Raw genomic sequence first — 21,970 nt, 5'->3', positions numbered from 1 at the left:
CATTGCATGCTCTGGCTAAACAGGGTCTCAGACCATGGCCCAAGCTACACACGGGCGGTCACGAGTGTGACCCTTTGGGGCTCACGGGGGGTTCCATTGGGGGGCCATCGCCCCTCACTGTGGGACGGGGGTTCGTCAGCCGCATTTCGAACGCTTACGATCCTCTGCGTGTCCAAACTGACCGACGTGCCCAAACGGATCCTGATCGGCCGGGCGCTGCGAAGCGACCGCCTCGGGGAAACGCTTCTCCCCAAGCGGATCGCCCTTCCTGTGTTCGCCTCCGACCCGCTCTCCTCGGTGGCGTATGCCCCGGGCGAGGTGCTGCTGGTCCTTTCGATCGCGGGTGTGTCGGCGTACCACTTCAGCCCCTGGATCGCGCTCGCGGTCGTCGTGCTGATGTTCACGGTGGTCGCCTCATACCGGCAGAACGTCCACGCGTACCCGAGCGGCGGCGGTGACTACGAGGTCGCCAACACCAACCTCGGGCCCAAGGCCGGGCTCACCGTGGCGAGCGCCCTGCTCGTCGACTACGTCCTGACCGTCGCCGTGTCGATCTCCTCCGGAGTGGAGAACCTCGGTTCGGCCGTCGATTTCGTCATCGAGCACAAGGTGCTCTCGGCGATGATCATGATTCTGCTGCTCACGCTGATGAATCTGCGCGGAGTGAAGGAATCCGGAAAGCTCTTCGCCATTCCGACCTACGTGTTCGTCGGCGCGGTTTTCGTCATGATCGCGTGGGGAGCCTGGCGCGGCCTCGTGATGGGCGACACCATGGAGGCCCCGACCGCCGGGCTGGAGATCAAGGCCGAGCACCAGGGGCTCGCGGGCTTCGCCCTCGTCTTCCTGCTGCTGCGGGCCTTCTCCTCGGGCTGTGCCGCCCTGACGGGCGTCGAGGCGATCAGCAACGGCGTGCCCGCCTTCCGCAAGCCCAAGAGCAAGAACGCCGCCACCACCCTGGCCCTCATGGGCGGGCTGGCCGTCACCATGTTCTGCGGGATCATCGGCCTGGCGATGGCCACCGACGTCAGGATGGCCGAGTCGCCCGCCACCAACCTGCTCAAGGACGGCGTGCCGGTCGGCCCCGACTTCGTCCAGCACCCGGTGATCTCCCAGGTCGCCGAAGCGGTCTTCGGCAACGGCAGCTTCCTGTTCATCGTGCTGGCGACCGCCACCGCGCTCGTCCTGTTCCTGGCCGCCAACACCGCGTACAACGGCTTCCCGCTGCTCGGCTCGATCCTCGCCCAGGACCGCTACCTGCCGCGCCAGCTGCACACCCGCGGCGACCGGCTCGCCTTCTCGAACGGCATCGTGCTCCTCGCGGGCGCCGCCATGCTGCTGGTGTGGATCTACGACGCCGACTCCACGAAGCTGATCCAGCTCTACATCGTCGGCGTGTTCGTCTCCTTCACGCTGAGCCAGATCGGCATGGTCCGGCACTGGAACCGCCACCTGCGCAGCGAGCGGGACCAGGCGGCGCGGCGCCGGATGCAGCGCTCCCGCGCCATCAACACCTTCGGCGCCTTCTTCACCGGCATGGTGCTGGTCGTCGTCCTCGCCACCAAGTTCACCCACGGCGCCTGGGTCGCCCTGCTGGGCATGGTGATCTTCTACGGGACGATGACGGCGATCCGCAAGCACTACGACCGGGTCGCCGCCGAGATCGCCGCCGCCGAGGGGCCGAGCGACGACAGCGTGCGCCCCTCCCGGGTCCACTCGATCGTCCTTGTCTCCAAGGTCCACAAGCCGACCCTGCGGGCCCTGGCCTTCGCCAAGCTGACCCGGTCGGACACCCTGGAGGCGCTCAGCATCAGCGTCGACCCGGACGAGACCAAGGCGCTCAAGGCCGACTGGGAGCGGCGCGGGATCAACGTCCCGCTGAAGATCCTCGACTCGCCCTACCGCGAGATCACCCGGCCCGTGGTGGAGTACGTGAAGGGGCTGCGCAGCGAGAACCCGCGCGACGCCGTCAGCGTCTACATCCCCGAGTACGTCGTGGGCCGCTGGTACGAGCACCTGCTGCACAACCAGAGCGCGCTGCGCCTCAAGGGCCGGCTGCTGTTCACGCCCGGCGTGATGGTCACCTCGGTGCCCTACCAGCTGGAGTCCTCGGAGCTCGCCAAGCGGCGGGCGAAGAAGCGCCAGGACTGGAACGCCCCCGGCGCCGTGCGCCGCGGACCGGTCGACACCCCGAGGCCGCGGTCGAAGGACGCGGCGGGGAAGTAGCACCACGAGGGGTGGTGAACGGCCGGACGAGATCCACGTAAACTGGTGGGTCGGTCGTCCGGCCGTTTCCCTTTGACCCCCTGGAGCCTCCCCACCATGACCGAGCAGAACGAGAAGCAGTCACTGGTCGGGGAGGAGTACGAGGTCGAGGTCGGTCCCGTCGCGCACGGAGGCCACTGCATCGCCCGTACGTCGGACGGCCGCGTTCTGTTCGTCCGCCACACCCTGCCCGGCGAGAAGGTCATCGCCCGCGTCACGGAGGGCGAGAGCGACTCCCGCTTCCTGCGCGCCGACGCGATCACCGTCCTCGACCCCTCCAAGGACCGCGTCGAGGCGCCGTGCCCGTACGCCGGCCCCGGCAAGTGCGGCGGCTGCGACTGGCAGCACGCCAAGCCGGGCGCCCAGCGCCGGCTCAAGGGCGAGGTCGTCGTCGAGCAGCTCCAGCGGCTCGCCGGGCTCACCCCGGAAGAGGCGGGCTGGGACGGCACCGTCATGCCGGCCGAGGGCGACAAGCTGCCGGCCGGGCAGGTCCCGCAGTGGCGCACCCGCGTCCAGTTCGCGATCGACGAGGACGGCAACGCGGGCCTGCGCAAGCACCGCTCGCACGACATCGAGCTGATCGACCACTGCATGATCGCCGCTCCCGGCGTCAGCGAGCTGGGCATCGAGAAGCAGGACTGGCCCCAGATGGCCTCGGTCGAGGCCATCGCCGCCTCGGGCTCGGGCGACCGGCAGGTCGTCCTGACCCCGCGCCCCGGCGGCCGCCTGCCCCTCGTGGAGCTCGACAAGCCGGTCTCGGTGCTCCGGGTCGAGGAGAAGGACGGCGGCGTCCACCGCGTCCACGGCCGCCCCTTCGTCCGCGAGCGCGCCGACGGCCGCACGTACCGGGTCGGCATGGGCGGCTTCTGGCAGGTCCACCCGCAGGCCGCCGACACCCTGATCAAGGCCGTCATGCAGGGCCTGATGCCGCGCAAGGGCGAGATGGCCCTCGACCTCTACTGCGGCGTCGGCATCTTCGCGGGCGCGCTGGCGGAGCGGCTCGGGGAGACGGGCGCCGTGCTCGGCATCGAGACCACGAAGCGCGCCGTCGAGGACGCCCGCCACAACCTGGCGGACTTCCCCCGGGTCCGCATCGAGCAGGGCAAGGTCGAGCAGATCCTCCCGAAGACCGGCATCACCGAGTGCGACCTCGTCGTCCTCGACCCCCCGCGCGCGGGCGCCGGCAAGCAGACGGTCCGCCAGGTGGCCGCCCTCACCCCGCGCCGCATCGCCTACGTCGCCTGCGACCCGGCGGCCCTGGCCCGGGACCTGGCGTACTTCAAGGACAACGGCTACAAGGTCCGCACCCTGCGCGTCTTCGACCTCTTCCCGATGACCCACCACGTGGAGTGCGTGGCGATCCTTGAGCCGATCGCAAAGGGCGCCTGACCTGCGGGTTTCCCGGTGTGCGTTATGTGCATCGTGGGCGTTACGGGCGCTATCTTGACGCTGAAATGACGCTCGTGACGCTCAAATGACGCTCGTTCTGATGTGGTGTCAGGTGACTGATCGTGCAGGTCGCGCTGGGTGTCGAGCTCGGTTTGTGTGGTCTGGCTTTGCGGAGACTTGAAGGAAATCCGTCCGTTCCGCCGTCGCTGATTGCGGCGGCGGGCGCGCTCAGGCCGCGGAATCAGTACCGGGCCCCGGTATGTCTCATGATCTGGCGTTTGAGCAGGGCCGACGGCGCGCGCCGGGGTGGCCGAGGGCGCGGATCATGTTCATGGCATGTGCAGTACAACCGGATGCTGGTGTGGCAGGCCACGTGCCCTGTGTCGGGTGTTTGTCGCTCCCCCGTGACGGGGAGGGTGCCTGCGCAGGTGGATCAGTGCGGGGCGGGGGCCGGCGGGCACGATCGTGACGAACCGCGTACCTGACCAGTGATTGCGGGGGGCCAGCATGAGGTATCACGCATTACCCACGCACGACATATGGACCGAGACGGCGGGGGCTTCCGCCCCGCTGGATCTGTCCGGCATCCGCCGCGTTGTCGACCAAGGCCTTGCCGCCTTCCTGAACGACAGGGTCCGTACTGCTGTCGACGGCCGTCTACCGGCCGAAGTGCCTCGGCTGCTCAAGGGATTCCTCGACTCCGGCGGCAAACGTCTTCGTCCCCTGCTGTGTGTGATCGGCTGGCACGCGGGCGGTGGCCATGGCGATATCGCCCCGGTTATGAAGGTGGCGGCCTCACTTGAGCTCTTCCATGCGTTCTGTCTGATCCACGACGATGTGATGGACGACAGCCGCACCCGTAGAGGACAGCCGACCGTGCACCGGGCCTTGGCCGAGCAGCACACGTCGGGCAACGGCCGCGGGAATGCCGAGCGGTTTGGGGCCAGTGGAGCCATCCTCGTCGGCGACCTCGCCCTGAGCTGGTCCGACGAGCTCGTCCACACGGCCGGGCTCACCACTGCCCAGATCACCCGTGTGCTCCCACTCATCCACGAGATGCGCACGGAGGTCATGTACGGGCAGTACCTCGACATCGCCGCCACTGGATCACCCACCGCCGACCTGGACCGCGCACTGGCGATCGCCCGCTACAAGACCGCCAAGTACACCGTCGAACGCCCCCTGCACATCGGTGCCGCTCTCGCCGGCGCCGACGTCGGACTTCTCACCGCCCTCAGTGACTTCGCCCTCCCGATCGGCGAGGCGTTCCAGCTCCACGACGACCTCTTGGGCATCTACGGGAATCCCGCAGTGACCGGGAAGCCCTGCACGGACGACCTGCGGGACGGCAAACACACCGCCGTGGTCGCCATCGCCCTCCAACGCGCTGACCATGACCAACGGCAATCGCTGACCGGCCTCATCGGTAACGGGGACTTGGACGAGGACGGCGCTGACCGCATCCGCGCCATCCTGAGCGGCACCGGCGCCCGCCACACGGTCGAGCAGATGATCCAAAGTCGCTGCGAACAGGCAGAGCGGGCACTCTCCCAGGCGCCGTTCCCCGCCGCCGCCCGTCACGCCCTGCGCACCCTCGCGCGCGCCGCGACAGAGAGAACCGCGTGACCCCCGCCCGGCCGCAGGTCCGCGTTCAGCACCACTGACAGCCTTCGAGACGACCTGCCCGCTGGTCCCCGAAGGATCCTGCAAAGACATCTGCTACGCCACCGTTTGGATGCCCAGGAGGATTTGTTGAACGGATCCGGCTTCACCCTTCCGGAGATCTACTGCCCTTTTCCAGTCAGCACATTCAACGACAGGCCACATCCGGCGACGGCCGAGGCCGCGCGGGAGCTAGATGCTCTGATCGACGAGCTCGACGGTGAGACTTCGCTGGTGAGGGATGCCGCTGCGGGAGTCTTCCTTGCTGACTTCGCCGGCCGCCTTCACCCTGACGTCTCCTCCCAGGGACTGGCGCTCGTCTTGATGTCTCACCTGGTGTTCTACGGACATGAGGCTTGGATCGAACAAGGGGATGCCCCGGGCCGCCATCACCTGTCACCCTTGGAATTGAACACGGTCTACGACCGCGCCCTTGAGGTCTTTGACGGGGCTGCTACCGCACCGTCCGACACACTCGTCGCGCACCTCCTTGAACCTTTCGGGAACCTGGTACGGGCATCCAAGAGGCCAGAGAGTTACGTCCGAATTCGTACCGCGCTGGAAGGATATCTGCGAGCCCAGGTGTGGGAACACGACGTCCGGAGCCGCCGGGAGATGCCCTCACTCGCGACCTATCAGGCGATGCGCCGGAACACCTCATCGACCGTTCTCTACCTTGAGCTGTTCCCGAGCTTCCTCGACCTGGACATCCCCGCCACGCTGCTCGATCATCCTGTCGTCCGGCAGCTCCAGGACATGCAGGCCAATTACACCTGCTGGGTGAACGATATTTTCTCCTTCGAGAAAGAGATGAAGGAGGAGGGCGCACTCAACCTGGTCTTTCTGCTGCGTGAGGCGCGCGACCTGTCCTGGGAGCAGGCCGTCGCTGCCGCCGCCGAGATGGTGGAGAAGGAGGCAACCGAATACCTCGCTCTCAAGGCCCGCCTCCCCCGTCTTGGCGTTCCTCTGGACGGTGCGCTCGCGGAACTTCTTGACCAGCAGGAACGCTGGCAGGCGCACTGCATCGTCTACCAGCAGCGTGCACCCCGGTTCTCGGTGACGCCATGAGGAGCGAACTCTCACCACTCACCGACCTGTCACCGTCGTTGTACGACATAGCCGCCGTTTCCCTGGTCCCAGGACCCCAGCAAGCCCTGTGCGTGGACTGGCTACTGGAACACGCGACGACTGCGCATACCTGGGGAGCGGCCGTGCCCCGGTGCTGGTTCGACGCCTACTTATCCACCTATGCCGCTGCCGTCGCACTCCGCAACGCCGGAATGCCGCAGCTGGCCGACCGGGCGTGTGCCTCTCTCCCCGATATGGTGCCGGCCGGCCCCTCGCCCGCGCCGGAAACCCTGACGTTCGGTGGACTGGTGGAGGCCCTAGATCGGATCAGCACCGCCCAGGGCTGGCCCCTGCCCGCCCACCCCTCCCCCGTACGCGTCATCATGGATCGCGAGCGCGCCAAGTGGGAACGCATGCGTCTGTGGCCGGACTTCTACAATCCGTCGTTGTCGATCGCCGGCTACTGCGCGGAACGGGTATACGGGGACTCCGCTGTTGACGCCGCCCGGTTCCTCGAAAGCTTTCAGGCACCCAACGGGTCCATCGCGAACTCCCCGGGCGCATCCGCTGTCTTCCTGCTGGAAAGCGAACGCCGCGGCCAGCCGCTCGACGCCGAGCGCCTTGACCAGCTCCGGCAGTACATCCACTCGCGCGTTCCGACGAACGTCGGCTACCTGGACCAGGTGCCGCACTTCGTCACCGCATGGACGGTCATGTTCCACCATGAGCTGGGCACCTCGGAACCCGCTCCCTGCGAACCCCGCGCCCTGGACGAACTCTCCCAAGCCCTGTCCCACCCCTCGGGGTTACTGTGCACGGTGGGCGCCGGAGCCACGATTCCCGGCGACACCGACAGCACCGCATGCGCAGCCATCGCCGCCACCATCGCCGGCCGTCCTGCCCCGAAAGCCGCGACTCTCGACATGATGATCGGCTCCGGGGGTGACGCCTACCGAACCTTCCTCTTCGAGCACGACCCCTCCCTCACCACCAACATCCACATGGCCGCATTCCTCGACCTGGAAGGCGACCACGAGCGGCTCCTCCCGGTGCTGCGCTGGCTTCACCACCAGACCACGCAGCGTCCCTCCCAGGTCTGCAAGTGGCATCTCTCCCCCACCTACATGCTGGGAGAGATGGCCCGTGTCATGTCCAGAATCGACCATCCCCTGGCCCGATCTCTGTGCGCCGACGCCTCGGAACGGCTCTCCCGAACCCAGAACAGCGACGGCGGGTGGGGGATCGACGGCTCAACGGCCGAGGAAGCCGCCTATGCCGCCATCGGCCTGGCCGCGGCGGCAGAACACGGGCTCGCTGGCAGTAACTGGGACCGAACCCTGCGACTCGCACACGGGTTTCTCTCAACGCACGAGCCCCAGCTGACGCCTCTGTGGCTGGGCAAGACGCTCTACTGCGTCCAACCTCTCGTGGACGTCCTGCACACCGTAGCCATCCGCCGCACGGAGGCGATACGCGCGCAGAAGTAAGCCGGCTGAGGTGTCAGTCGAGCGTCCCCACCTAGGGCTGCCCGGTGCGAACGAGCGGGCCCGCTGGGCCCGGACACCGATCCGTCGAGAGAGCCACGTCGACCTGCACGCCCCTGACGGCATCCGATAGGAGTCAACGTGAAGCAGGCCAGTCCCATCCCCACGGCATCCGGGGGGCTCCCGCTGCTGGGCCACATCGTGCCTCTGCTACGCGCCCCCTTGGGGTTCCTCGTCCGTCTGCCCGAGGACGGAGACCTCGTACGGGTCCGCTTCGGCCCGCTGTCGGCGCTCGTGGTCTGCGACCCGGCCCTGCTCGGCCATGTCCTGCGCGATGACCGGACCTTCGACAAGGGCGGAGCGCTCTACGACCGGAGCCGGGAGTTCTTCGGCAACGGTCTGGGTACTTGTCCGCACGGGGACCATCGCCGCCAACGGCGCCTGCTTCAGCCCGCCTTCCACCCCCGCCGGCTATCCGCCTACACCCCGGCCCTCACCGCCCGGATCGCCGAGACGATCGGATCCTGGCAGGACGGGGAGGTCCTCGATGTGGTCGCCGTCATGCAGGAGCTCACAGCCAGGATCACGATCGACACCCTGTTCTCGACCACGCCGTCACCTGCTGTGCTCGACCAAGCCCTCGGCGACCTCAACACGCTTCTCGCTGATGTGATCGTGCGGACGGTGACCCCGCCTGCGCTGGACCGGCTGCCCACCCCCCGCAACCGCCGCTACCAGCAGGCACGCACCCGTCTGCCCCGCACCCTCCACCAACTCGTCACCGAGCGCCGGGCCGCGGGCGTCGATCACGGTGATCTGCTGTCGATGATGCTGACGGCCCGCGACCCCGACTCCGGGTCCGCAGAACAGATGCTGACGGATGACGAGATCGTCGATCAGATCGTCTCGTTCTTCGGTGCAGGGACGGAGACGGCCGCATCCACCCTGGCGTGGGCTCTGCACCTGCTGGGAGAGCACCCCGAGATCGAGAAACGGCTGCAGGCCGAGGTGGACTCCGTCCTCGCCGGCCGCCCGGCCACCCACGACGATCTGCCCCGCCTTGAGCTGACCGGCCGCATCATCACCGAGACTCTGCGCCTGTGGTCTCCCGCCTGGTTCTTCACCCGCATGTGCACGGCCGATACCCGCCTGGGCCAGTACGCGGTCCCCGCCGGGACGACCATCCTCTACAGCCAGTACCTCCTCCACCGCCAAGCCGACCTGTATCCCGACCCGGAACGCTTCGACCCCGACCGGTGGGCACCCGACCACCCCAATCCGCCGCGCCGCGAGGCGTTCATCCCCTTCGGGGGCGGAGCCCGCAAGTGCATCGCCAACCGGTTCGCCACGAGCACGACGGTGCTCGCCCTGGCCACCATCGCCGCCCGCTGGCGCCTGCAACCCCTCCCCGGTACGCACGTCCGCCCCGCTGTCGCTGCCGTCATTCGCCCTGGCGGGCTGCGGATGCGCGCCATCGCCCGATCGGCGACTGATGCGGGCTCCCATCCTCCTGCCGGGGAGGATGAGAGGGCCGAGCCGGTGGACAGGGAGTAGAACTCCCACCTCTTTGCGGCGAAGCCTTCCGCCCACTCCACAAAGGAGTCCGAAGCTGGACAAGGCCGGTGCGCGCCGGTGAACTGCGCGCTTCCGTCATCCGAGTCACCATTGGCCAGCTCCACCATGGGTCGATCCAGCCCAACCTGCAGACAACCCAACTGGCAGCCCTACGACACCACCTAACAAACCACCGCTAGCGGGTGGCCCGGGTGATCCAGTCCAGGTACTCGGCGCGGCCGGCGTCGATGGTGAAGGCGATGACCTCAGGCGAGTCGTAGGGATGGTTGTCCACCAGGTGCTTCTCCAGCGCCTCGCGCCGATCACCGGCCGTACGGAAGGTCACCTGGAACTCGGTCCCCTCGGAGACCTCTCGAGGTGCCGGTAGGTCGTCTCGATGGGTCCGGTCACCTGCCCGGAAGCGGCCAGATTCGCCTCCACTACAGAGCGCGACAGCTTCCGCGCGGCGTCCTGATTGTCCACGGCCGTGATCACGATCAAGAAGTCAGCCATGTGGGCAACGTACCTGGCCTGATGTCGCGTTGGCCTGTACAAGTCATTGATTCCGGCGAACCGATCACGCCGGGCGCCCCGCACGACCCCAGCACCCTTACGCGCTCCTGGCGCTGTTCGTCGCCTTCGCTGCTGCGGAGCCGCTGGTCGGACCGTCGCTCCGGCGGGGCTGCTTGGCTGACACCCCGCTGTGGCGTCCGCGCCACATCAGCGCCTACCTGACGGTATTCGCCCGAGGGAGTCGCGGGCCGCGAAAGGGGAGCGTCCGGCTGAGGACGAGGTTGGTGGTCGTGCTCCCGAACTGGGCCAGCTCGTCAACAATTTCCTCCAGCTGGGCCATCGACGTGGTCGCCACCTTCATGACGTAGCAGTCGTCACCGGTGGTGCGCAGGCACTCGAGGATCTCCGAGCGCTCGTCGAGCAGCCGGCGCAGCGGTTCGTGCCGGGTTCCCGGCCCTGGATATTTCAGCCGGATCACCGCGAGCACCGCGTGCCCGGTCCTCTCCAGGTCCACCTCCGCCCGGTACCCCGTGATCACCTCGGCCGTCTCAAGGCGCCGTACCCGTTCCTTCGTCGCCGACGCGCTCAGGTTCACTCGTCGGGCCAGCTCCGTGAACGCGATCCGGCCGTCCCGTTGGAGCTCGGCGAGGATCGCCCAGTCCGTCGCATCAAGGCTCTCGGTCATCGGCCCATATTACCGGCGGATCCACGGCCGAACCGCCCCTGAACAGGCGGGAATCACTTCTGGCGGCCCGTACGACGTGGCTAGGCTCGGCGTTGTGAAGATCGGAGTCAACGTCCTCAATTTCGGCCCCGGCACCGACCCGGGAGCCCTTCGAAGCTGGGCCCAGACCGTCGAGGGCCTGGGCTTCGACCTGCTCATGGTCTCGGACCACGTCGCCATCACGCCCGACGTCGCCGAGCGCTATCCGGCACCCTTCTACGAACCCTTCACCACCTTGTCCTGGCTGGCCGGCCTCACCACCCGGGTCCAGCTCGGCACCACGGTCCTCATCGCTCCCTACCGGCACCCGCTGCTCACCGCCCGGATGGCGGCCAACCTGAACGAGCTGAGCGACGGCCGGTTGGTCCTCGGCGTGGGGGTGGGCTGGGCGCGGCAGGAGTTCGCCGCCCTCGGGATCCCGTTCGAGCGGCGGGGACGGCTGACCGACGACCACCTGCGGGACATGCGGGCGGCCTGGGCGGACACCGCCTCCTACGGTGACCGCAAGATCCCGGTGTGGGTCGGCGGCAACAGCGACGCGGGGCTGCGCCGGGCCGTGCGGCTCGGGGACGCGTGGCATCCGCTGCGCTGCACCATGCCGTGGCTGCGCGAGGCCGCGGCCCGGCTGACGGCGGACGCGGACGAGCAGCACCTCCCCGTACCCGCCCTGGCGCCCCGGATTGCGCTCAGGCTCACCGCGACACCGGTCGACGGACCGCAACGGCTCGCCGGCGAGGGCACGATCGACCAGATCATGGACGACCTCGACCAACTGCGGCTGCTGGGCGCCGAGTCCGTCGTCCTCGACCCGTACGGCGGCGACCCTCGCGAGACCTGCCACCCGCAGGCGGCCTGGCAGGCACTCGCCGCGGTGGCCGCGCGCCTCTCCTCACCCCGCACCAGAACGGAGCCGTCATGACCACAGCCGACGACCACGCCCTCCTCCGGCGGGCCATCGCGCTCGCGGCCGAGGCGCGCGTGGGCGGCAACCCGCCGTTCGGGTCGCTGTTGGCGGGTCCGGACGGGACGGTTCTAGCGGAGGAGCGGAACACGACCCTCACCGAGCGGGACATCACCGCGCACCCGGAACTGAAACTGGCGAGGTGGGCCGCCCAAGAGCTGGACGCGGCCACGGCGGCGGGGACCACGATGTACACCAGCTGCGAGCCGTGCGGGATGTGCGAGGCGGTCATCCAACAGGCGGGGCTGCGGCGGGTGATGTTCGCCCTGTCCGGCGAACAGCTCCTCGACATCAGGCCGGGCAGCGGCCGGCCGCCCGTGCCGCAGGACGGTCCCGCGCTGCTCGACGAGGTGCGGGCCGTGGTCGAGCCTTACTACCGCTGACCGCGCCACACGCTGTGTCAGTCGCCGACACCTTGATCGCCCGGACAGTCCCTAGACGGGATTCTCGCCGTCGGCGACGCGGAGCCCAACCGTGATGAGGTGGATGCGGCCGGAGTGCACGGCCCTGCGAAATACCGCAGGGCCGGGACCTTCCGCTGGTCCGTGAAAGGGCTAGGTGAGCCGGGCCGCGCACCGGGGCAGCACCAGTATGGTGCGCTACCGGCGGACGATGATGATGCTGCTGCTGGCCTCGGCCGGCGGGTGCCGGTCGTCGCCCAGCTCGTGCAGGCGGACGAGGGCACGGTGCGCGACGTCATCCGTCGCTTCAACCGGATCGGGCTCGCCTTGCCTGGACCCCTCGCTGGGCGGGGGGCCGTCCCCGCCTGCTCAGTCCTGACGGCGAGGACTTTCGTCGTTCAGACGGCCACCACCCGACCCGCCAAGCTGGGCCAGCCCTTCACCCGCTGATCGATACCCATCACGTGGAGTGCGTGGCGATCCTGGAGCCGGTGGCGAAGGCGGGCTGACCTGCGGGGCGTCGGCTCTGGAAGGGTGTCTCTCGCAATGGGTGTGAGCCTGTTGCGGGGGGCACCCTTCGGGGTTGAGGTCCACATGCCGGCCCGTGGGAATCAGGCTGCGACGAGCTCCTGCTTGCGGTCCGGCGTCTTGGCCTTGGGCTTCTTGTTCGGCAGTGAGAGCCGGAAGACCTTGTGCCAGGCGGAGAACACCTGCTTGGGCAGCGGCCCGGTGACGTACTCCAGCTCGTACTTCTCGAACAGCGCGCGCACCTCCACCGCGACCTCGGCGTACCGGTTGCTCGGCAGGTCGGGGAACAGGTGGTGCTCGATCTGGTGCGACAGGTTGCCGGTCATGAAGTGCATGGCCTTGCTGCCGCTGATGTTCGCCGAGCCCATCATCTGCCGCAGGTACCACTGGCCGCGCGTCTCATTCTTGATCGACCGGCGCTCGAAGACCTGCACGCCCTCGGGGAAGTGCCCGCACATGATCACCGAGTGGGTCCAGACGTTGCGGACCAGGTTCGCGGTGAACGTGGCGGCGAGCGTGGTGAGGAACGACGGGCCCGACAGCAGCGGGTGGATCACGTAGTCCTTGAGCACCTGCTTGCGGATCTTGCGGCCCACGGCCTTGGCCCGCGCGCGGAACTCCGGGGTGTTGCGGCGGCGCTTGCTCAGGTTCTTGCCGAGTTCCAGGTCGTACGCCGCGATGCCGTACTCGAAGAAGCAGGCGTTGAGGAAGTTCCACAGCGGCTGGCCGAGGTGGAAGGGGTGCCACTTCTGGTCCTCGTCGACGCGCATGATGCCGTAGCCGAGGTCGTTGTCCTTGCCGATCACGTTGGTGTACGTGTGGTGCAGCTCGTTGTGCGAGTGCTTCCACTGGTCGGCCGGCGAGACGTGGTCCCAGTCCCAGGTGGTGGAGTGGATCTTCGGGTCCCGCATCCAGTCCCACTGGCCGTGCAGGATGTTGTGGCCGATCTCCATGTTGTCCATGATCTTCGCCACGGACAGACCGGCGGTGCCGATCAGCCACGCGGGCGGGAAGATCGAGAACAGCAGCACACCTCGGCTGACCAGCTCGAGTTTGCGCTGGGCCGAGATGACCTTGCGGATGTAGGCGGCGTCCTTCTCACCCCGGCTGGCGATCACCCCGTCACGGATCGCGTCCAGCTCGCGGCCGAGCTCTTCGATCTGCTCCGCGGTCAGGTGGGCGGTGGGGTCGATGGCGGTCAAATTGCTCCTACCGTTCGATGTCGCAGGGGCCCGCCGCGGCGGACACACAGGTCTGGATGAGTACGCCCGGCTCGGCTTCGGTGATGTCGCCGGTGCGCAGGTCGCGGACGGCGCCGGCCTTGAGCGGCGTGACGCAGCCGAAGCAGATGCCCATGCGGCACCCGGACGGCATGAGCACGCCGGCCTCTTCGCCGACGTCCAGCAACGGCGTGGCGCCGTCCGCGTCGACGGTCTTGCCGGTGGTGCTGAACGTGACCTGGCCGCCGTCGCCGGCGACGACGATGCCGGGGCGGAAGCGTTCGGTGTGCAGGCGCTCCTGGACGCCGTGCTCCGTCCAGTGGTCTTCGGCGGCGTCGAGCAGGCCCGCGGGCCCGCAGGCCCAGGTCTCGCGCTCGGCCCAGTCGGGCACGAGTGCGTCGAGACGGGCGATGTCGAGCATGCCGTCCGTGTCGGTGTGCAGCTCGATGAGGCGCAGCTTCCCGTCCGCGGCCAGGTCGTGCAGATCGTTGCGGAAGATCACGTCGTGCGGCCGTGGCGCGGAGTGGACCATGACGACGTCGTCGAGCTCGTTGTCGCGCAGCATGCCCATCACCGGCGTGATGCCGCTGCCGGCCGTCAGGAAGAGCACCTTGGCGGGCTTGGCCTCCGGCAGTACGAAGTCACCGCTCGCCTGGTCGAGCTGGATCAGCGTGCCCGGTTTCGCCCTGCGGACCAGGTGATTGCTGACCTTGCCGTCCGGGATCGCCTTCACGGTGATCGTGACGCAGCCGTCCTGGCGGTTCGTCGGGGAGGTGACCGAGTAGGCGCGCCACAGGCGCACCCCGTCGACGTCGACCCCGATCCGCACGTACTGACCGGCCGTGTGACCGCGCCAGCCCCGTCCCGGCTTGATCACGACGGTCGCGGCATCAGCCGTCTCGGGGTGTACGGCCTCGATGCGCCCACGCAGGTCGGCGCCCGCGCGCAGCGGGCTGACCAGGTCGAGGTAATCCGACGGCAGCAGCGGCGTCGTGACCATCTCCAGCAGTTTCCACGCCCTACTGCGGAGGGCTGCACTCGTCATGACTTCAGCTTGGTGCGCCTCAGGGCGTAAAGTCCTGTCCGCAGGACGTGAAAATGGTCGGCTTAATTGTTCGCAGGGAACAAAACATGAGCCATGCACTACGGAGGGCCACCGAATTGGCCCTCGACGACGCGACGGTCACCGCACTGCGGGCCGCCCTGAAGACCACCGCGGACGAGGTGGTCCAGGCGATCATCGACGAGGTCCCCCCGTACGCCAACGCCCTTTCGGGCCGTATGGGCGGCACCATACGCCGAGCCGTCCGCACGGCCCTGGGGCACTACTTGAACCTCGCCAGCGGCAACGCGACGGGCGGTGACGCCGGTGACGCGGCCTACGAGCTGGGCCGCGGCGAGGTGCGCGACGGCCGTTCGATGGACGCCCTGCTCAGCGCCTACCGCGTCGGCGCCCGCGTGGCCTGGCGATGCCTGGCCGCGGGTGCCGTACCCGCGGGTCTGCCCGCGGCCGAGGTCGCCAAGTTCGCCGAGCTGACCTTCGCCTACATCGACGAGCTCTCCGCCGCGAGCGCCGCGGGCCACGCCGACGAACTGGCCGCCCAGGGCCGGGCTCATGAGCGCCACCTGGAACAACTGGTCCGCGACCTCCTTGCCGGCGCGAGCCCGGAGGTGCTGCGGGCCTCTGCCGGGCGGGCCGGGTGGCAGCCTCCGGTTTCGCTGACCGCCGTCCTGCTGCCCGCCGGCCAGGCCCGGCCCGCCTACCGCGCGCTCGACCCGAGCACCCTCGTCCTCGACGATCTGCCGGACGCCTTCGGCGTGCTGCTCGTCCCCGATGCCGACCGCTCGCACCTCTTGAGACAGCTGGCCGACCGCACCGCCGTGGTCGGGCCGGCCCGGCCATGGACCCGTGCGTCCGCTTCGTACGCGCGAGCCGTCCGCGCGCGCGCCCTCTCCGCCGATATCCGCGACACCGAGGAACACCTGCCCGCGCTGGTGCTGAGCGCCGACGTGGACGCGTTCGCGGACCTGCGGGCCCGAGCCCTCGCACCGTTGCAGGCCCTGCCCGTGGCGACCGCGCGGCGGCTGGAGGAGACGCTGCGGGCATGGCTCCTGCACCACGGCAGGCGGAACGAGGTGGCGGCGGCGCTGTACGTCCATCCGCAGACCGTCCGGTACCGGATGTCGCAGCTGCGGGAGCTGTATCCGGACCTTGAGTCGCCGCACCGGGTCCTCGAACTGACGCTCGCGGTCGGGGTCCGGGTCGGCTGACGTTCTCGGACCGTTCACGACCCCCGTGGTCGGGGTCGATCGTCTCGGGCCCGGGTCCCAGATGGCACCCGGGACCCTCCACGTGTTCCCCAGAGAGGTGTGATGACCGCAGACGAGTCGTTCGGCCGTCTCGATGACGACGACGGCCCAGCGGATCAACGCCGAGTGCCGCCTCCCGGGGCGGCGAACCCGTCGGCTGCGGCCTGAGCTGGAGGGCGAGCCGGCCGGCCCGGCCGCAACGGGGGGGCGTAGGCCGGACGGGCGGTCTCCGAAGGGCGGGCGGGGGCGCCTTGGCCGTGCAGGTCTTCGACGTCCGGCGGGCTGGAGCCCGCCGATCCGTTCTCCCGTGATGCAATGTGACCGGTCCGGGCGCCGGGTGTGGCAAGGGCGGCCGACCGGTGAGCGCGCCATCGATACATGCGGAGGGTCTGTGATCGCAGGGGAGCCGGGCGGAAGCGGTGGGCGTGATGCAGGTCTTCGCGCGAGCCCCGGTGGTCGCGCGCGGGAGGGGGTGACGCTCGCGGGGATACTGGCGGCGGCGGAGGCCGCACCGCCCGTGGAAGCCCTCGACGTGGTCGCGCGCATGCTCCGGCAGCGCCTCGGGGCGGTGTCGGTGTCCTTCCTGATCGCCGACTTCACGGGGAGCTCGGTCGTACGGCTGGGCGCCGCGGGCAGCGTCGAAACGGGTGAGCGCGCGCAGCGCATCGCGCTGCGGGGCACGTTGTACGACGACGTGATCCGCAGCCAGCGCCCGAGCGTGGAGGACGACGGCTCCGGCGCGGTCGTGCGGGTGGTCGCACCGGTGACCAACCGCGGGGACGCCATCGGGCTCTTGGAGCTGTTCCTGCCCGCGCCGCCGGACGCGCAGGTGATGCGGGAGATCGGTGAGACGGCGCACGCGCTGGCCTACATCGTGATCGCGAACCGCTCCTTCACCGACGTCTACCAGTGGGGCCGGCGTACGCGGCCGCTCAACCTGGCCGCGGAGATCCAGCACCGGCTGCTTCCGGCGTCGCTGGCGTGCGAGGCCGCGCAGTTCGCGGTGGCCGGGGCGCTGGAACCGGCCGACCACGTGGGAGGGGACACCTTCGACTACGTGGTCGACCGGGACACCGTCCAGCTGTCCGTCACCGACGCCATGGGTCATGACGTCGCCGCTTCCTTGCTGGCCACCCTGGTGGTGGGCGCCCTGCGCCGGGCCCGGCGGGCGGGCGAGGGCCTCCGGGAACAGGCCCGGCAGGCCGACGAAGCCATGCGCGAGCACGGCCGTGAGGGCTACGTGACCGGTCAGCTGCTGCGGATCAGCCTGCTCGACGGCACCACGGAGTTCATCAATGCCGGGCACCCCTGGCCGCTGCGGATGCGCGACGGAGAAGTGACCCAGATCGTTCCGGAGATCGATCTGCCGTTCGGCATCCGCAGCCCGCATGACTACCGGGTGCAGTCGCTGGACCTGCGGCCCGGCGACCGGCTGGTGATGCTGACGGACGGCATGCTGGAACGCAACGCCGGCACCGTGGACCTGTCCAAGCTCATCGTCCGCACCCGCGACCTGCATCCCCGGGAAGCGGCGCGCACCCTCATCGGGGCGATCGTCGATGCCGGCGACGGGCATCTGGAGGACGACGCGACCGTCATGTGCCTGGACTGGCACGGCACCGCCCCCACCCGACGGAACGCCGCCACCGGTGCCAGCCTCGCCGACGCCTCGCTTCCCGCAGCACAGAGCGGACCCCGCCCGGGCGACGACCCGTCCGGCCCGCCCCTGCGCACCTGACGGTCCGGCCGGGGGAAAATCTATGGCCGTTGGGTGAGAATTTGCCGCGCATCAAGGTGAGGGTTTTTATCGTCGGGGATTGAGTGAAATAACCTTACGTGCGAGGGCCGCTCCGGCGTGCTACTGTCGATCTCAGTTGCAGTCTTGGTTCGCAAAAATTCAAGCGCTTCCCTCGCTGGCGTTCTCGCCGCCGGAAGCGCTTTGTATTTCCGCCGATTTTCCGGTCGGGGCAATCATCGCGGCGACTCCGGAATCGCACAGTGCGATTTCGGGCACTGCCCCAAAGGAGATCAATATGGCATCTGGCACCGTGAAGTGGTTCAACGCGGAAAAGGGTTTTGGCTTCATCGAGCAGGACGGCGGCGGCGCTGACGTCTTCGCCCACTACTCGAACATCGCCTCCTCCGGCTTCCGCGAGCTTCAGGAAGGCCAGAAGGTGAACTTCGACGTCACGCAGGGCCAGAAGGGCCCGCAGGCCGAGAACATCGTTCCCGCCTGACGCTGACGCGTATACGTAGCTGGGACCCGCACCTTGGGGTGCGGGTCCCAGCTCGTTGTTTTTCCCCCCACACTCCACGTCGCATCCCGACGTCTCGGTGTGAGCGGCGGGCTGCGGCGCCTCGCGCCGGCCCGCTCCCTGTCCGGCCCGGCGGAGACGTTCTCACTCAGCGCCCGCCCCGCCCCTGCCGCCCGTAAGCCGTCCGCCGTTTACCCGGCCTCCTTGACGCACTGCGCGGCGCCATCTCCGCAAGCCCTGTCCGCTCTTCTCGCGGCACGGCTCTGCCCCCGTCTTTCTTCGGCCCGTTCTCGCGAATGCCCGTCATGGGAATTCCTCGATACGTGCCGCATCGAGGAAGGTTCCGCATGGACCGCAGCACTCGCACGAACGACCGCAATTCCCGCACCCGCACCGGCGGCCAGAGCGGCGCCCCCCGCACGGGCCGCACCGGCGCTCCCGCCCGCTCCGGCTCCTCCGTCCGCTCGGGCTACGGCGGCCGCCGTCCCGCCTCGGTGCAGGGTGAGTTCGCCCTGCCCAGGACGATCACTCCGGCGCTGCCCGCGGCCCTGGCCTTCGCGGACCTGGACATGCCCGCCCCGCTGCTGGCCGCTCTGGCCACCGAAGGGATGAGGGTCCCGTTCCCGATCCAGGGCGCGACGCTGCCCAACACCCTCGCCGGCCGTGATGTCCTGGGCCGCGGCCGCACCGGCTCCGGCAAGACCCTCGCCTTCGGTCTGGCCCTGCTGGCCCGTACGGCGGGGCAGCGCGCCGAGCCCGGGCAGCCGCTGGCCCTGGTCCTCGTCCCCACCCGCGAGCTCGCCCAGCAGGTCACCACGGCGCTGACCCCGTACGCCCGCGCCGTGAAGCTGCGCCTGACGACGGTGGTGGGCGGTATGCCCATCGGCCGCCAGGCCAACGCGCTGAGGAGCGGTGCGGAGGTCGTCGTCGCCACCCCCGGCCGGCTGAAGGACCTCATCGACCGTGGTGACTGCCGGCTGAACCAGGTCGCGATCACCGTCCTGGACGAGGCCGACCAGATGGCCGACATGGGCTTCATGCCGCAGGTCACCGCCCTGCTCGACCAGGTACGGCCCGAGGGGCAGCGGATGCTGTTCTCCGCCACCCTGGACCGCAACGTGGACCTGCTGGTCCGCCGCTACCTCACCGACCCCGTCGTCCACTCGGTCGACCCCTCGGCCGGCGCGGTCACGACGATGGAGCACCACGTCCTGCACGTCCACGGCGCCGACAAGCAGCGGATGACGACGGAGATCGCGGCGCGCGACGGCCGCGTGATCATGTTCCTCGACACCAAGCACGCCGTCGACCGCCTGACAGAACACCTGCTCAGCAACGGCGTAAGGGCCGCCGCGCTGCACGGGGGCAAGTCGCAGCCCCAGCGGACCCGCACCCTGGCCCAGTTCAAAACCGGCCACGTCACCGTGCTGGTCGCGACCAACGTCGCCGCCCGGGGGATCCACGTCGACAACCTCGACCTCGTCGTCAACGTCGACCCGCCGACCGACCACAAGGACTGCCTGCACCGCGGCGGCCGCACCGCCCGGGCGGGCGAGTCCGGCAGCGTCGTCACCCTGGTCATGTCCAATCAGCGTCGGGAGATGACGCGTCTGATGGCGGCCGCCGGCATCACGGCGCTCACCACCCAGGTCCGCTCCGGCGAGGAAGCCCTGAACCGGATCACCGGCGCCCGTACTCCCTCCGGCATCCCGGTCGTCATCACCGCGCCGGTCGCCGAACGGCGCACACGCGGCGCCTCCTCCCGCGGCCGACGCGGCCCCGCCTCCGGAGCCCGGCGCGCGGCGGTGCGACAGTCCGCCTTCGATGCGGCGGCCTGAGAGCTCAGTGATTCGGAAACTGACCCACCTCTGCAGGAGGCACGTGTTGACGCTGGTTCAGATGCAGCCCCGCCGGGCGAACGCCAATCCCGCGCCCCGCACGGTGGACACCGCGATGGAGGCGGCCGGTCCGCAGGTCTGTGACGACATGACGGTCGAAGTGGCCCTGGCCGTCATGACCAGTGCCCGCACGAACCATCTGCTCGTCTGCGACGAGGACGGCCTCTGTGCCGGGCTGGTCACCCAGGCCCAGCTCACCGCCCTCCGCGACACCGCCGCATACACGGACCACGTCCGTCTGCGCGCCGTTCTCGGCGACCGCGGGCCGGTCACCTGGACCAGGACCACGATGGCCGAGGCCGAACACGCCATGCGCTACCGCGGCGTCGACGCCCTGCCCGTCGTCGACGAGCAGGGAAGCGCTCTGGGCGTCCTCGCCCTCGCACGCTGAACCGCCTCACCGCGCCGACCCCGCCCCCGGCCCTGCCCCTGCCCCGGTCAGGGGAGGGTGAGGGGGAGGGTGAGGGGGAGGGTGGTCAGGCCGCGGGTGAGGCGGGTGCGGTGATGGGGGAGGGAATCCGGGGGGACGGCCAGGCTGGCGTTGGGGTGGCGGGTCACCAGGGCGCGGAGGGCGATTTCCGTTTCGGCGCGGGCCAGGGGGGCGCCCGGGCAGCGGTGGATGCCGTGGCCGAAGGCGAGGTGGGCCGTGGCGTCGCGGTCGAGGTCCAGGCGGCCCGGGTCGGGGAACACGGCCGGGTCGCGGTTGGCGGCCCCGGGGGCGATGAGCACCGGGAAGCCCGCCGGGATGTCGATCCCGCCGACGCGTAGGTCCTGCGTGCTGTGCCGGAAGGTGGCCACGCCCACCGGGGAGTCGAAGCGGAGCAGTTCGTCGAGGGCCCCGGGGATCAGGTCCGGGTCCCGGCGCAGCCGGTCGAGGGCATCCGGGTGGCGGAACAGGGCCAGGACGGCGTTGCCGATGAAGTGCGTGGTGGTCTCGTGCCCGGCGACGAGGAGCAGGGCGGCCAGGGAGACGGTTTCGTCCCGGTCGAGGCCGCCCTCGTCGCAGTCGCGCAGGAGTGAGCCGAGCGGGCCGTCGCCGGGGGCGGTGCGGGCCGTGGCGTCGATCAGCTGGGTGAGGTAGTCGCCGATGTGGTGCGACGCGGCGTCGATGCGGGCGGTGTCGGTCGCGTCGAAGAGGTCGTGGGACCAGCCGGCGAGCGTGGCGCGGTCGGCTTCCGGCACCCCCAGCAGCTCGCAGACGACGATGACGGGCAGGGGCACCGCCAGCTCCGCCACCAGGTCGACCTCCGTGCCCGGCCGCCACGCGGCCATGAGGCCGTCGACGACGCGGGTGATGTGCGGGCGCAGGGCCCGGACGCGTCCGGTGGTGAACAGGGGCGTCGCCACCCGTCGGTGGCGGGTGTGCGCGGGAGGATCGCTCGCCAGCATGTTGCGGGTGAACGCCGGGTGCAGATCGCGCCGCGGGGGACGGCCGGCGAAGAAACGGGCCGTGTCCTTGGACAGGCGGGGGTCGGTGAACGCCTCGCGGGCCTCGGGGTGGCCGGTGATCAGGTAGGCGTGGTGTCCACCGGAACCGGTGGGGATCCGCCGGACCGGGCAGCTTTCGCGCAGCCGGTCGTAGGTGGGGTAGGGGTCGGCGAAGAAGCGCGGATCGCGCAGCGGGTCCTGGCGGGGCGGGTTCATGCGTGGGCTGCTTCCCTGGGTGGGCGCGGGTGTGCGTTCTTGTGCGCGGGAGCCGGGGGCGCGCGCCGAGGCGTCCGTCGCGAGCGGCGGCCACCCC

19 protein-coding genes and 1 pseudogene are annotated in these 21,970 nt (G+C 69.6%); 14 read left to right on the top strand and 6 right to left on the bottom strand.

The window, feature by feature from the left end:
* The first annotated feature begins 168 nt into the window (after positions 1 to 168).
* The 6 genes from ACFYYT_RS15210 (at position 169) to ACFYYT_RS15185 (ending at position 9,419) form a co-directional block, all read left to right on the top strand.
* Positions 169 to 2,223: an APC family permease gene (locus ACFYYT_RS15210; RefSeq protein ID WP_351815239.1), complete on the top strand. Its 2,055-nt coding sequence runs from the start codon at positions 169 to 171 to the stop codon at positions 2,221 to 2,223.
* Positions 2,224 to 2,319: 96 nt separating this feature from the next.
* The gene (locus ACFYYT_RS15205) at positions 2,320 to 3,651 is read left to right on the top strand and encodes a class I SAM-dependent RNA methyltransferase (protein ID WP_351815237.1); all 1,332 of its coding nucleotides are present in this window, start codon (positions 2,320 to 2,322) and stop codon (positions 3,649 to 3,651) included.
* Between the two features lie 507 nt (positions 3,652 to 4,158).
* Positions 4,159 to 5,277 carry a polyprenyl synthetase family protein gene (locus tag ACFYYT_RS15200; RefSeq protein ID WP_351815234.1) on the top strand — a complete coding sequence of 373 codons (1,119 nt, stop codon included), beginning with the start codon at positions 4,159 to 4,161 and terminating at the stop codon, positions 5,275 to 5,277.
* A 126-nt stretch (positions 5,278 to 5,403) separates the two neighbouring features.
* Positions 5,404 to 6,381 carry a hypothetical protein gene (locus ACFYYT_RS15195; protein WP_351815231.1) on the top strand — a complete coding sequence of 326 codons (978 nt, stop codon included), beginning with the start codon at positions 5,404 to 5,406 and terminating at the stop codon, positions 6,379 to 6,381.
* Positions 6,382 to 6,473: 92 nt separating this feature from the next.
* A complete protein-coding gene (locus tag ACFYYT_RS15190) occupies positions 6,474 to 7,868 on the top strand; it encodes a hypothetical protein (protein WP_351815228.1) in 1,395 nt (464 codons plus the stop codon).
* A 138-nt stretch (positions 7,869 to 8,006) separates the two neighbouring features.
* A complete protein-coding gene (locus ACFYYT_RS15185) occupies positions 8,007 to 9,419 on the top strand; it encodes a cytochrome P450 (protein ID WP_351815226.1) in 1,413 nt (470 codons plus the stop codon).
* Positions 9,420 to 9,615: 196 nt separating this feature from the next.
* Here ACFYYT_RS15185 and cutA (ACFYYT_RS15180) read toward each other — a convergent pair whose 3' ends face one another.
* From cutA (ACFYYT_RS15180) to ACFYYT_RS15170, 3 genes are all read right to left on the bottom strand, one after another.
* Positions 9,616 to 9,765 (bottom strand): divalent cation tolerance protein CutA, encoded by a 150-nt coding sequence (cutA, locus tag ACFYYT_RS15180; protein WP_351815223.1) that lies wholly within the window; start codon positions 9,763 to 9,765, stop codon positions 9,616 to 9,618.
* Positions 9,762 to 9,932 (bottom strand): divalent cation tolerance protein CutA, encoded by a 171-nt coding sequence (gene cutA / locus ACFYYT_RS15175; RefSeq protein ID WP_351815220.1) that lies wholly within the window; start codon positions 9,930 to 9,932, stop codon positions 9,762 to 9,764. The genes cutA (ACFYYT_RS15180) and cutA (ACFYYT_RS15175) overlap by 4 nt, the downstream gene beginning before the upstream one ends.
* 214 nt (positions 9,933 to 10,146) lie before the next feature.
* The gene (locus tag ACFYYT_RS15170) at positions 10,147 to 10,617 is read right to left on the bottom strand and encodes an Lrp/AsnC family transcriptional regulator (RefSeq protein WP_351815217.1); all 471 of its coding nucleotides are present in this window, start codon (positions 10,615 to 10,617) and stop codon (positions 10,147 to 10,149) included.
* A 94-nt stretch (positions 10,618 to 10,711) separates the two neighbouring features.
* Between ACFYYT_RS15170 and ACFYYT_RS15165 the strand changes: the two genes are divergently transcribed.
* The 3 genes and pseudogenes from ACFYYT_RS15165 to ACFYYT_RS15155 all read left to right on the top strand — a co-directional run.
* Positions 10,712 to 11,575 (top strand): LLM class flavin-dependent oxidoreductase, encoded by an 864-nt coding sequence (locus ACFYYT_RS15165; protein ID WP_351815214.1) that lies wholly within the window; start codon positions 10,712 to 10,714, stop codon positions 11,573 to 11,575.
* Positions 11,572 to 12,000: a nucleoside deaminase gene (locus ACFYYT_RS15160; protein WP_351815211.1), complete on the top strand. Its 429-nt coding sequence runs from the start codon at positions 11,572 to 11,574 to the stop codon at positions 11,998 to 12,000. Before ACFYYT_RS15165 ends, ACFYYT_RS15160 begins: the two co-directional genes overlap by 4 nt.
* 208 nt (positions 12,001 to 12,208) lie before the next feature.
* A pseudogene (locus tag ACFYYT_RS15155) lies at positions 12,209 to 12,465 on the top strand (helix-turn-helix domain-containing protein); the annotation flags it as partial.
* Positions 12,466 to 12,629: 164 nt separating this feature from the next.
* Here ACFYYT_RS15155 and ACFYYT_RS15150 read toward each other — a convergent pair.
* Both ACFYYT_RS15150 and ACFYYT_RS15145 read right to left on the bottom strand, forming a co-directional pair.
* Complete coding sequence (locus tag ACFYYT_RS15150; RefSeq protein WP_351815208.1) at positions 12,630 to 13,748, bottom strand: acyl-CoA desaturase; 1,119 nt, start codon at positions 13,746 to 13,748, stop codon at positions 12,630 to 12,632.
* 7 nt (positions 13,749 to 13,755) lie between these two features.
* Positions 13,756 to 14,811: a ferredoxin reductase gene (locus tag ACFYYT_RS15145; protein WP_351815205.1), complete on the bottom strand. Its 1,056-nt coding sequence runs from the start codon at positions 14,809 to 14,811 to the stop codon at positions 13,756 to 13,758.
* A gap of 86 nt (positions 14,812 to 14,897) precedes the next feature.
* On the opposite strand from ACFYYT_RS15145, the gene ACFYYT_RS15140 reads away from it, so the two are divergent.
* From ACFYYT_RS15140 to ACFYYT_RS15120, 5 genes are all read left to right on the top strand, one after another.
* Positions 14,898 to 16,037: a helix-turn-helix domain-containing protein gene (locus tag ACFYYT_RS15140; RefSeq protein ID WP_351815202.1), complete on the top strand. Its 1,140-nt coding sequence runs from the start codon at positions 14,898 to 14,900 to the stop codon at positions 16,035 to 16,037.
* 511 nt (positions 16,038 to 16,548) lie between these two features.
* Complete coding sequence (locus ACFYYT_RS15135) at positions 16,549 to 17,814, top strand: PP2C family protein-serine/threonine phosphatase (protein WP_351815199.1); 1,266 nt, start codon at positions 16,549 to 16,551, stop codon at positions 17,812 to 17,814.
* A gap of 295 nt (positions 17,815 to 18,109) precedes the next feature.
* Entirely contained in the window at positions 18,110 to 18,313 is a 204-nt protein-coding gene (locus tag ACFYYT_RS15130) for a cold-shock protein (RefSeq protein ID WP_064071132.1), read from the top strand.
* Between the two features lie 365 nt (positions 18,314 to 18,678).
* On the top strand, positions 18,679 to 20,169 hold the full coding sequence (locus ACFYYT_RS15125) for a DEAD/DEAH box helicase (RefSeq protein WP_351815196.1): 1,491 nt from the start codon (positions 18,679 to 18,681) through the stop codon (positions 20,167 to 20,169).
* Positions 20,170 to 20,215: 46 nt separating this feature from the next.
* Positions 20,216 to 20,620, top strand: coding sequence for a CBS domain-containing protein (locus ACFYYT_RS15120; RefSeq protein ID WP_351815193.1), 405 nt, complete (start codon positions 20,216 to 20,218; stop codon positions 20,618 to 20,620).
* 47 nt (positions 20,621 to 20,667) lie between these two features.
* Here ACFYYT_RS15120 and ACFYYT_RS15115 read toward each other — a convergent pair whose 3' ends face one another.
* Complete coding sequence (locus tag ACFYYT_RS15115; RefSeq protein ID WP_351815190.1) at positions 20,668 to 21,873, bottom strand: cytochrome P450; 1,206 nt, start codon at positions 21,871 to 21,873, stop codon at positions 20,668 to 20,670.
* Positions 21,874 to 21,970: the final 97 nt, after the last annotated feature.

This window comes from Streptomyces sp. NPDC002032 (assembly GCF_042890765.1).
GTDB lineage: Bacteria > Actinomycetota > Actinomycetes > Streptomycetales > Streptomycetaceae > Streptomyces.
This window is presented reverse-complemented; position numbering and strand designations above follow the sequence as displayed.